Source organism: Galbibacter sp. L-19 (assembly GCF_056857615.1).
This window is the reverse complement of the sequence record NZ_JBSXNL010000027.1, coordinates 1-11,020: the sequence shown is the minus strand read 5'-3', so window position 1 is coordinate 11,020 and position 11,020 is coordinate 1. Positions and strand designations below refer to the sequence as shown.

Below are 11,020 nucleotides of genomic sequence, written 5' to 3'. Positions count from 1 at the left end.
CTCTCGTATAAAGAAAGTTTTTTGACCAGTTGTGAAACAACTATTTCCAGTAGTAGCAAAGCTGCTGCTATTCTTTTACAATCCTTTGATATGAATACCATCGCTTTACAAGAGACTTTTAAAGTCTTATTGTTAAATAATAGCAATAAGGTAAAAGGAATCTATACGCTTTCCATAGGCGGTATCACGGGCACTTTAGTGGATATCAGAATCTTATATGCTGTTATTCTAAAAAGCCTATCTACAGCTGTAATTTTATGTCATAACCATCCCAGTGGCACGCTAAAAGCCAGTGAACAGGATAAAGAAATTACACAAAAAATCAAAAAAGCAGGTTTGTATCTTGATGTGAAAGTATTAGACCATATTATTTTAAGCCCCTGTGGGAAGTACTTCAGTTTTGCGGATAATGGTTTGTTGTAAAATAAAGATGATGGAAAAAAATAATAAAGAATTTGAAATTTGGCTGGAAGCATGTCAAGACCAAGGAAATTATCCAGATGATTTTGATCCCAACTTATATGATTTGTAAGGGCTAAATTTTAAGATTATGGTTTATTTGAATTACAATAACCTCGATAACGACACCCAAAATCGGTTGCTTTCCATGTCCAAAAAAGATGTGGAAAGTCGATTTGGGAAACAATTAAAGCACTACGCTAGGGAACACTATGTAAATTATGAATCCCTATTGGAAGAAGAAGCGATACGAAATCTATACAATTATAAGTATGTTTTCAATATCTAAATAGCAAATAACACCAATCACGCCCATCCATTATGATGGGCTTTTTTTATGGGTAATCCCTTGAAATTAGTATCTTTAAAATATAAGGTAACAGCCTTTTTGGTCATAAAAATAGGTTCGTTTTGACAGCTTTCCAAACGGACGATTTGACTTTCCTTATATGACCATTTTAGCACCATTGAAATAAGGCACCCACTTTGGTGGGATGTATGAATTTTGTCCCTGCGGGACAAAATGGAGTAGCAAGAGGGTAACCCGCTGACGCGTGGTTACTGATTTGAATTGTTAGTATTTGATAGGGATTGCCTAGAATTCATATCAAAATACATGTCAATAGGGGGAGACTAAAGTTCGTTTTTTACTAAAAAAACCGCTTAGCCCAGTAAAACCTATACAAATTTTACTAAAAAATGGATAAAGGATACGAAAAAGAACCCTTTGTGACGGTTAAAATAAAGGAATCCGTGATGAAGAAGTTTAGGAGCTATTGCAAACAATTGGGGTATTCTCAATCCATGACTTTATTAGTGATGCTGGAATTTTTTGAAACGAGTGGGATCTCTCCAAAAGAACGCATGGATTCTAAAATACAGACCTTAGAAAGCTTAGTGAAAAAAAGAATCAATCATGTGATTGCGGTGATTAAAGAACAAGAAAAGACGCAGACAAAACCTACTTTGTCAATGTTACAAGCCCTTTTTGAAGGCGCAGCCCTCAAGGATACACCCAAGTTTGTGGAAAAGAAGCCCAAGAAAAAGCCTCCCAAGTTTGTAGAGAAGAAAAGAGATGTAGATGAATTATAAAGGAAATGCTTATGTATGTAACAATATCAGCACAAAAATTAGAAGGCAGTTATCCGCAAAGTGTAAGCGGTTATGTAGCGTATCTAGAAAAAGAAAATGAAGGGGTCTCCAAAGAGGAAATGGAACATTTTTTTAATCAATATGGGGAAGCAATAAATAGGGAGGAGGTTATTAAAGAAATTGATAGCAATACCGCAAAGCTAAAGAAAACAGAGCCTAAGTTTTATTCCATTACCATCAATCCAAGTCAACGTGAACTAAGGGCTATAAACAATTCTGTTACTGATTTAAAACGATACACCAAAGCCGTAATGGAAGCCTATGTAACGTCTTTTAATCGTGAAATCAATGGAAGAAAAGTGACCATTGCTGATATAAAATATTATGCAAAACTAGAGCATAAGCGTTATTTCAAAGGAAGCGATACGGAAATTATAGAAAATCAAAAGTATGCTAGTGAGATCCTTAAGCTCAAGCAAGAACTTCGCAAGTTTCCTATGGAAATTCAGAGCGCTCAGAAGGGAACGCAACCAACTGCTAAAAAAGCGAAATTGGTCAAACAAAGAGAACTGCATAAGCGCATAGAACAGTTGGAAAGGGAAGCGCCCCATCAGCTGCATGGCAAGCGCATTGTTCAAGGGATGGAGAAACCCGGGAATCAATCCCATATCCATATTATTGTTAGTAGAAAGGATGCTTCCAATAGCGTAAGTCTTTCTCCTGGGAGTACCTATAAAGCTTCCAAAGTGACCATCAATGGGAAAGAAGTGAAAAGGGGATTCGATAGGAATCAATTTTATAAAGATGCTGAAAAGGTATTTGATAGAATGTTTGCATACAATCGGAATTATGTGGAATCCTATAAAGCACGAAAGCTATTAAAGCATAAGCCTACGAAATTCTTTTTGAAAGTGTTGCAACTCCCATCAAATGAGAAAGCCCTTGCATTGAAATTACTAAAAGAGCAACAGGTCCCCGTGACTACCATTCCTACCAATAAAGTGCAACTGGCAATTAAAGCACTTAAACAGGTTAAAAAAGGAATTGATGTTGGGATTCGCTCATCATCCATTGGATATTAAAGTGGAGAAGGATGATAAATGTTTGGACATATTTGTGGGTTTTCATTGGGATGGGATGCATCGCATTTGTATTGATTCGGTATAGTAAATATGGCTTGTTTCTATCACTTATATTGATGAACCTTCTATGGATAGAAGGAAGTTATGGGCATGATATACAGATGATTTCTAAAAGTGTGATACATCTCTATTGCCCAATGTTGCTTATAAATGTAATCTTGTTTGGAATTTTGACAAAAGAGGGGAGTAGTGGTACTGATAGACGATTTAAAGCGATTTTAAAACTTCAATCTGGAAAACTAATATTGGAAAACATTCGCAGAGGCATATCCGTGATCGGCGCTGCTGGGAGTGGCAAGACAGCAAGTGTTACCTATGGGTTATTACAGCATTTTAAAAAGCATCAGTTTAGTGGAATCATCCATGATTACAAACATTTTGAAATTACGGAATTAGCTTATCCTTTATTAAAGGATTCAGGGATTGATTTTAAAGTGATTTGTTTAGACACCATATATTCCAAAGTGAATCCTATAGCGCCCCGATATTTACCCAATGAAGAAAGTGTGTATGAAGTATCGCGGGTTTTAGTTGAAAATCTATTGGAACAGACCTCTGATACGTATAAAGGAGCGAATCACTTTTTTAAAGATGCAGCGGAAGGCCTGATAAGCGGGCTTATTTGGAAGCTAAAAAGTACCTATCCTGCCTATTGCACTTTACCCCATTTGATCATATTATATCAGTTATTAGACACAGAAAGTCTAGTGGCTTTCTTACAAACCAATCGCATTGCTACAGGAATGGCTGCTGCCTTTATACAAGGGGTAGAATCGGAAAAACAAACGGCAGGGGTCAAGAGCACGCTTTCCAATGCGCTTAAGAAAATTAGCAGTCAGCGACTCTTTATGGCTTTATCAGCTGATGAAACACCACTTCATTTAAATCGACTTCCAAAACCTACTGTTTTATCAGTGGTAAACAATCCACTTTATGAGGCAGCCTATGCGCCCGTGATTGCAACCATTATGCATACGGCTGTAAAACAGATGTCAGTTAGAAATGCAGCCCCCTCTTTTTTGTTAATGGAAGAAGCACCGACCTTGCGACTGTTGAACATGCATCGAATACCAGCGACCCTTCGAAGTTTTGATATCGCCACGGTGTATGTGTTGCAAGATAAAGTCCAGAATGACATGATGTACGGGGACAAGGGAAGTAGAGCGATTCTTAGTAACCTATCCTATCAATTCTTTGGCAAGGCGAATGATCCGTTGACCGCAAAGTATTATGAACAGTTTTTTGAGATGATAAAAACAAAAACCAGGAGTGTTACTAAAAGTAGTTCACTCAGCTTTGAAGCTAGGATTACCACAGGAGAACGAGAAATTGCTAAAAATAGAGCAAGTACGTTTTTTAGTTTACGGCAAGGGGAATTTATCAGCTTTGCAGATGGAAAAGATCGAAAGATTCGCTTTCCAGTGCCTGAATTTGATAAGGTCAAACCTTTACCAGAAAAAGTCTATACAGCTAAAGAACTAAAAGAAAATTATAAAAGGATATATAAGGAGGTGAAGGGGATATTTCAAGCTTCCTGAGATAGCATCCTCAAAATATTTAAAAAAGCCTGTTTTCAATAACAATTGTCCAGTTTTTGATAAAAGCTAATCCAAAACCCTGTATTAATTTTATTCAAAATAAATTATTTCCCCTCAAACCAATTCATTTAAGTACATGAAGAATGAAGGTAAGGAGAATTATATTATGGGGAATCTGTCTGCTGTATGTACTGTTATTCGTATACGCTTCGGTAAGCAAGTTTTTGAATTTTCAGAATTTCAGAATGCAGTTAGGACAGTCCCCTATGATATCTATATATGCGGCTATAATTGCTTGGATGGTCCCGTTATTGGAAGTTTTAATTGCAATACCATTATTCTTTAAAAAAACAAGAGCAATTGGATTGTATGCCGCCATGACACTCATGGTCATGTTTACCACCTACATTTATATTACGTTGAATTATAGCGCTTTTGTGCCCTGTTCATGTGGTGGCGTTCTGGAGGATATGGGGTGGACAACGCATATGATCTTCAATGGTGTCTTTATTCTTTTGGCGGTTATTGGAATTATGTTAATCGAATACCAAAAAACTAGCTTCCGAAAGGTATGTTTGATTTTACTTTTACTAACTACCTTTGCAGTAGGAACGGTGATTGTACTTTATATAACCTCAGAAAAGACCATTCATAAACACAATCCTTTTGTACGCCGATATCCTCATTTTCCAGCGGTCAAAGTTAAACAGCTGGATTTAGAATATAACTCCTACTATTTTGCTGGTGTGGATGATGAAAATATATACCTGGGTAATTCCACAGCACCTTTCCATATGACAATTTTGGATAGTTCACTTACCCATCAAAAGGAAGTACAAATAAAATTGGATAGTACTGATTTTGAGTTTTCTGCTATTCAGGTTCGCGTACACCCCCCCTATTTTTATTTAGCAGATGGGAATACCTCCTCTGTATTTAGAGGAGAAATAGCTGGATGGGAAGCCTCTTTTGTAAAAAAGGTACCGATTTATTTTTCCCGTATCGCCCCCATAGACTCAATAACGATAGCGTTTCGAATGATTTTACAAAAGACCAAAACCAATACCTTGGGACTGATGTATTTGGAAAGTAAAAAGCCTATTTATTATACAGAAAACTTAATTCAAAAACAGCTTGATGGCGTATTTGATACCGAAGGAGACTTGCATTATAACAAGGATTTAGAGAGACTGGTTTATGTATATCGATATCATAATACTTTTTTTACCGCAGATAGAGCGTTATATGCCGATGTTTTCGGAAATACCATTGATACCATCAGCCAACCGCAATTGGATATCGTCTATCTAAAAAATAAAAAGTCTTATAAGTTGGGATCCCCTCCACTGGTAGTTAATAAAACAAGTGCTACTTATGGCAACTTACTTTTTGTGAATTCTACACTGGCAGGTAAATATGAGCCGCTAGCAATGCTTCAAAAGGCAAGTGTGATAGATGTATATGATTTGATAACAGGGGATTACCTGCTAAGCTTTTATGGATACGATATAGGGCATCATAAAATAAGGAGTTTTAGGGTATTTAAAAATCGAATGTATGTCCTTATCGATCATTGGATAGTCAGTTACCGATTGGAAAGCCCTGTAACCGAAGCTTATAAAACTAAACAATAAAAAGAACTACATGCGCAAGTAGCAGGAATAAAGATCGAACACCTGTAGAAAAAAGTAGATCCTATTTATAAACCATTAAATAATAATGATGATGAAAACAAAATTTTTAAAATCAGTTTTACCTATATCAGTAGTGACACTTGCGATAGCCGGCGCCTTTTCCACCCATGCGATGGACAAGGCATCGGATCGTATGGTAGAACGAACTGGATATGAGCATTTGAGCCAACAGGAGCCCTGTGTAGCTAGAATAGCGTGTACAACAGATCCAGGAGATCCTTGTACGTTTAACGGAGCAGTTCTGTATGATCAACTTACGTCAGTTAGTTGTCCAAATCCCTTGAATAAGATTCAGCAATAGGCTGAAATAGGGGTTAACAAAGGCAATGCAGCTCGAAAAGGAGCTGCATTGTTATTTATATTTTCTCTTAAAAAATTATTGAGGCAGTGCCCAATCGGGTTTGGAGCTGTCTTTTAAGTAATAGTCAAACCACTTTTCTGTTTTTTGGGTCAGGTTTTTTTGTGAGTGGCGGTTAAACAAGGAATGCCCCCCTTCGGGATATAACAGCATCACGGCCGGTTTCCCGAGCCTTCTTAGCGCCAGGAAAAGTTCTATGGATTGCTGGTATGGTACCCGTGTTTCTTTTTTTCCTGACCATAGGAGCAAGGGAACCTGTATACCATCGGCATGGAAAACGGGCGAGTTCTTCATATAACGGTCTTTGTCCTCGAAGAATGAAACCATCATGGATGTCTGGTATCCCTCATGATATGCATACTCGGCATAACCATGTGCCGGGGTTATACTAAAAGAGGAACTTATAAGATCGGTAATGGATCCCCCGGATACACCCGCTGCAAACAGCTTGGATTTTGTAAGGATGTAATTGGTCTCAAAGCCACCAAAGGAATGCCCCATAAGCCCTATACTTTTCGGATCTATGGAGGGCGTATCCAGCGCAACCGAAATAGCGGCAGTCACGCAATCCACGGCATTGTCCCCAGCAGTCCCTATATCAATGTAAATATCGGGAAGCAGTACAAAATATCCCTTTTGGGTAAGGTTGGATACATTAAACCCATCGGAATTATACCAAGAGGGGTTATGGTACAAATGTAACAGGGAAGCCTTTTTTTCGTAAACTTCCACGACCATGGGATATTTTTTTTGGGGATCGTAGCCTGCCGGATAAAAAAGACAGGCTTTTAAGGATTTTCCTTTTTTATTGCGGTATTGGATATGCTCGGCCTTCCCCCATAGGTAGTTTTTATAGTGCGGGTTGCTTTGGAATACCTGTTGCGGTTTACCACCCCATCCCCGGGCTACCATTAGGGCGGGCGGGGTACTGAAATCCTGTCGCACATAAACAAAAACATCTTTTTCCTGCGCTCTTTTGATGGCATTGCTGCGATTGTTCCCCATGATCCAAGGTTTTTCTTTAACGTTCCAATAATAATATCCCTGTATACTCTTATCGAGGTTGGTGGCCTTTAAAAGCTGTTTTTTATCAAGATCGATAAGGGGACTGTCCATGGTCGCATTTTCAACCTTTTTTTTGGGAACGACCCGAAAGCGAAGCTGTTTTTCCCTACCGCGTGTCAGGCGCTTGTGATGGTCATCATAAAGATGTACCTTCCAGATATCATAACGGTCATAAAGGAGGATGGCATCCTCTTCTTTGGTAAACCCTCCAAAACCATAGGGAGCGATGGAGTTTCTAAAAGCAAATTCCTGTCCTATGGTCGAGGTCGGGAGTAATTTGCTTATGTTCCGATGCTGTTTGCTTTTTAGATCATACACAAACCAACCGCTTTTTTTGGTAAAATAGAGGATGTAATTACCCGATGGGGCGACTTTTAAATAGTCCGGCTTTTCCAGATCGGGAGCGGCAAGTATCTTTTTAGTTCTTTTTTTAAGGTCGACCAGGTAATATTCCGGGTCATAAAAATAGGTGAGCTTAGGTGTGTCACCTTCAACACTGGAAACAATCGCCATGTCCTTATGGGGGATTAAGTTGTAATCAGTAAAACCTTCGGTAAACCAAAAAAAGGAGCCTTCTTTAGGATACCAAACAGCGGTTCCCTGCCAATCTTTAACCGAACCAGTCAAGACTCTTCTTGGGTATTCCCTTTTATCGAGCGTATTCCAAACCTCGGGATCTAATGGGTTTATGGTAGTGGTATCCTTATCTTTTTCCAAGGTAACAAAAATGGATTTTCCATCTTCAGAAAAATAAAAATCCTTTTCAATTTGTGTGCGTAGTTGCCTGTCTATTGGAAAACCTTTCGTCTTTTCTGGTTGCATGAAGGTAAGTCTTTGATTGGAAAGCCCATAATGGTACAAGGCTGTTTTATGTTTTTTTTCCATGGACTCAGCAGTAAATGCGATGGCTTTTCCATGTGGTTCCCATATAATTTTCGATATTCTTTCTTTATGAAGTTTAGTCAGCGTTCTTGAAAGCAAGCCACCTATGGAAATGGATCTAAGCTGGGTCTCACCATTTTTATAAGTGGCATACGCTAGTTTTTCGCCCGAGGGGCTTAAACTATAGGCAGTCGCTAGAAAGGTTTTAATCGTTTGATAACTTTTTAAATTGATTAGCCTTAGTGAAAAGTTTGTTGCATCTATACGGCTTGCTAAAATGAGTACTTGTTCTTTTTTAGCCACCTGGTAAAAGGAAACCTTGTCAAAAATCTGCCTATTTTCATTTTTAAAATTTTGTACGATCAATTGCCCAGATGAATTTAGTCCCATCCAATAGCTTTCTTCCACGAAACACGCTTTGTAACCACCAGGAATATTATAGGTTTTATCAGAGGTGGTATGACGAACCCATAAGGTATCGTTTCCATTGGTATGCCGCATGTTATAGGTAACCCAGTTGCCATTGTTTGATACATCTTTAAAATCCATGGTTGACCAAAGGTTATAATCCGCTGGGGAGACTACATTTTTGGGAGATTCCTGCCCAAAAAGAGGGCAGGAATCAATAATAAAAACTAATAAAAAGATGAATAGGGGCTTCCAAATAGAGTAAGGACTATTTTGAAATTTTATTGTTTGTTTCATAAATACTAGGGTTAAAAGTTTAATAACCTGGATTTTGTGGATTAAGATTTGGGTTTAGGCTAATTTCTGAGTCTGGGATTGGCCATAAAATATCCGTGCTGTTCCAACCAGGTTTAATATTGCTTAATTCTGCATCTAATGCTCCCCTTCGTTTAAGTTGAAAGTATCGGTGTCCATGTTCGGTGAAAAATTCTAGACGGGATTGCAGGTATATTTGCTCTAGGATAGCTTCTTTAGTTGTTGCCAAAGATTTTTCAAGCCCAGCTCGATTTAAAATAACGTTGAGGTCTTCCACAGCGCCAATTAAATCTCCAAATTGGACACGTGCCTCTGCACGAATTAAGTACACTTCGGCCAACCGAATTACTTTGGAGTATTCCATCCCACTGCCTTCATAAAGATTGAGGGTGTATTTATAAGGCATGTACCACGTTTCTGATGCGTCATGAATAGAACGAATCCATGCATCCTTTCTTAAGTCTTCATTGGAAAAGGCAGCTACTAAGTCCTCACTCAATGCAGATTGTGGGGGAGGACCAGCTGTAAAGATAAAGGTGCTGGCTTCATGGGTGTTGTATCCCACCTGGGAAGGACTCAATTGCCAAATGGTGGATGTACTTCCTTTTAAGAAGGTGAGTGCTGGACTTTCTAAAAGGTAGCGGTCTGTTTGATTTAAAACTGCTGATGCCATATTAGAAGCGTTCTGCCAGTCGCCTTGGAATAAGTACACTCTTGCAAGAAGTGACTGTGCTGCAGCTCGGTTTGGACGTACCCGATCAGGAGAGTGGTAGGCTGTGGGTAATTGTTTCACCGCAGTTTGTAAATCCTCTATGATATATTGATAAACGGTAGTGCTTTCCATTCTAGCTGATGTGCTATTTTGGTTATAATCGGTACTGTCTGCATAGGGAATGTCACCATAGAGGTTCACCAAATAAAAATGAATAAGTCCTCTTAGAAATAGCGCTTCTCCCGTGAGGAAAGTTCTTTGTTCTTCGCTTAATGCGCTACTCTGTCTAATGCCCTCCAACGCAGAGTTGGCTGCATATAACTGCTCGTAGCTATAATTCCACAGGGATTCCATTCGAGTATCTGAAGCGGAAAGATTGTTTAAATAAAATTGATAGCTCAGATTTTCTGAAGGACCATAATAAGTAAGTTCATCACTGTAGACTCCTAATTGATGTGATATTCCAGAAACTTTTCCAGTCAAAAGTCCTTCATCTCTTAGTGATGCATAGATTGCGGTTATGGCAGCCTCAGCTGTTGCAACATCCTCAAAAACAAAGGAGGTATTGAGTTCCGTATCAGGTAGTGGAATTTCTACAAAAGATTCGCAACCAGCACAGAAAATCAACAAACTGATCGGTGTGATAATGTTATAGATGATATTCTTATGTATTTTCATTGTTTTATATTTTGAAGATTAAAAGCGTAGTTCAATGCCAGTGGTGAAAAGTTTTAAGGGTGGTAAACGTCCTGAAAACTCAAACTCTGGATCCCCTCCTTTATAGGGCGTAAAGGTGAGTAAGTTTTGCCCTTGCATAAAAATGCGGCACTCTATATCATAGAACCATTTCTTCGGAATCGTATAAGAGATGGATAAGTTTTTAAGCCTGATGAAAGAGGCATCAGAAATAGCTGCATTACTCTGTTGATAGTTTAGGTAACCATTACGTATTTCTGTATCAACACCAGTGGAGTAACGCTGATAGGTGCCTAATGTATTTGGATTTTGCCACCTATCAGATACTTCTAATGGTTGATTGCTCATTAGTCCGGGCATACCAAAAGAAGCAAATGCATTTGGTGCCTCTTTTTTAACAAATTGAAATAAAAAGTCTGTAAATTCCTGTAAAGTTGACCCACCCATTCCTGTTTAAATTGAGCATAGTAAAACAGGTTCTAAAAAGAGCAGTTTTGTGCTTATAAAAATATAAAATATATCATTGTTTTTTTCTTTTTTTTCTCATGGATTCACCTTTAAGTTCCACTCTATGTGCTGCATGTACCAGTCGATCTAAAATAGCATCAGCAATAGTTTGTTCTCCGATAATTTGATGCCATCCCATAATTGGTAGTTGT

Annotated in this window: 11 protein-coding genes; 7 read left to right on the top strand and 4 right to left on the bottom strand. The window is 38.4% G+C overall.

Translation table 11 applies throughout. The features are described from left to right. The 7 genes from AC13CQ_RS01795 to AC13CQ_RS01765 form a co-directional block, all read left to right on the top strand. Positions 1–423, top strand: a 423-nt coding sequence (locus tag AC13CQ_RS01795; protein ID WP_482882687.1) for a JAB domain-containing protein, incomplete at its 5' end; no start/stop codon positions are given. 127 nt (positions 424–550) lie between these two features. Continuing rightward, positions 551–748 (top strand): hypothetical protein, encoded by a 198-nt coding sequence (locus tag AC13CQ_RS01790; protein WP_482882686.1) that lies wholly within the window; start codon positions 551–553, stop codon positions 746–748. Positions 749–1,158: 410 nt separating this feature from the next. Next, complete coding sequence (locus AC13CQ_RS01785; protein WP_474507847.1) at positions 1,159–1,551, top strand: BfmA/BtgA family mobilization protein; 393 nt, start codon at positions 1,159–1,161, stop codon at positions 1,549–1,551. A gap of 11 nt (positions 1,552–1,562) precedes the next feature. Then, the gene (gene mobB / locus AC13CQ_RS01780; RefSeq protein ID WP_474507846.1) at positions 1,563–2,633 is read left to right on the top strand and encodes a MobB family relaxase; all 1,071 of its coding nucleotides are present in this window, start codon (positions 1,563–1,565) and stop codon (positions 2,631–2,633) included. 11 nt (positions 2,634–2,644) lie between these two features. Further along, positions 2,645–4,231 carry a type IV secretory system conjugative DNA transfer family protein gene (locus tag AC13CQ_RS01775; RefSeq protein WP_335588824.1) on the top strand — a complete coding sequence of 529 codons (1,587 nt, stop codon included), beginning with the start codon at positions 2,645–2,647 and terminating at the stop codon, positions 4,229–4,231. Positions 4,232–4,374: 143 nt separating this feature from the next. Further along, complete coding sequence (locus AC13CQ_RS01770; RefSeq protein ID WP_474507845.1) at positions 4,375–5,865, top strand: MauE/DoxX family redox-associated membrane protein; 1,491 nt, start codon at positions 4,375–4,377, stop codon at positions 5,863–5,865. An 85-nt stretch (positions 5,866–5,950) separates the two neighbouring features. Then, complete coding sequence (locus AC13CQ_RS01765) at positions 5,951–6,226, top strand: DUF6520 family protein (protein WP_474507844.1); 276 nt, start codon at positions 5,951–5,953, stop codon at positions 6,224–6,226. Between the two features lie 75 nt (positions 6,227–6,301). Here AC13CQ_RS01765 and AC13CQ_RS01760 read toward each other — a convergent pair whose 3' ends face one another. The 4 genes from AC13CQ_RS01760 to AC13CQ_RS01745 form a co-directional block, all read right to left on the bottom strand. Beyond that, the gene (locus AC13CQ_RS01760; protein ID WP_474507843.1) at positions 6,302–8,935 is read right to left on the bottom strand and encodes an alpha/beta hydrolase family protein; all 2,634 of its coding nucleotides are present in this window, start codon (positions 8,933–8,935) and stop codon (positions 6,302–6,304) included. A gap of 19 nt (positions 8,936–8,954) precedes the next feature. Beyond that, positions 8,955–10,343 (bottom strand): RagB/SusD family nutrient uptake outer membrane protein, encoded by a 1,389-nt coding sequence (locus AC13CQ_RS01755; protein WP_474507842.1) that lies wholly within the window; start codon positions 10,341–10,343, stop codon positions 8,955–8,957. Between the two features lie 18 nt (positions 10,344–10,361). Continuing rightward, entirely contained in the window at positions 10,362–10,808 is a 447-nt protein-coding gene (locus tag AC13CQ_RS01750; RefSeq protein ID WP_482882685.1) for a hypothetical protein, read from the bottom strand. A 73-nt stretch (positions 10,809–10,881) separates the two neighbouring features. Further along, the coding region (locus AC13CQ_RS01745) for an ATP-binding protein (protein ID WP_482882688.1) at positions 10,882–11,020 on the bottom strand (139 nt) is incomplete at its 5' end.

Excerpts from the sequence above, each read along its gene's own strand:
- AC13CQ_RS01760 (WP_474507843.1), bottom strand. The coding sequence starts at position 8,935 with ATGAAACAAACAATAAAATTTCAAAATAGTCCTTACTCTATTTGGAAG.
- AC13CQ_RS01755 (WP_474507842.1), bottom strand. The coding sequence starts at position 10,343 with ATGAAAATACATAAGAATATCATCTATAACATTATCACACCGATCAGT.
- AC13CQ_RS01775 (WP_335588824.1), top strand. The coding sequence starts at position 2,645 with ATGATAAATGTTTGGACATATTTGTGGGTTTTCATTGGGATGGGATGC.
- AC13CQ_RS01785 (WP_474507847.1), top strand. The coding sequence starts at position 1,159 with ATGGATAAAGGATACGAAAAAGAACCCTTTGTGACGGTTAAAATAAAG.
- mobB (WP_474507846.1), top strand. The coding sequence starts at position 1,563 with ATGTATGTAACAATATCAGCACAAAAATTAGAAGGCAGTTATCCGCAA.
- AC13CQ_RS01750 (WP_482882685.1), bottom strand. The coding sequence starts at position 10,808 with ATGGGTGGGTCAACTTTACAGGAATTTACAGACTTTTTATTTCAATTT.
- AC13CQ_RS01790 (WP_482882686.1), top strand. The coding sequence starts at position 551 with ATGGTTTATTTGAATTACAATAACCTCGATAACGACACCCAAAATCGG.
- AC13CQ_RS01770 (WP_474507845.1), top strand. The coding sequence starts at position 4,375 with ATGAAGGTAAGGAGAATTATATTATGGGGAATCTGTCTGCTGTATGTA.
- AC13CQ_RS01765 (WP_474507844.1), top strand. The coding sequence starts at position 5,951 with ATGATGATGAAAACAAAATTTTTAAAATCAGTTTTACCTATATCAGTA.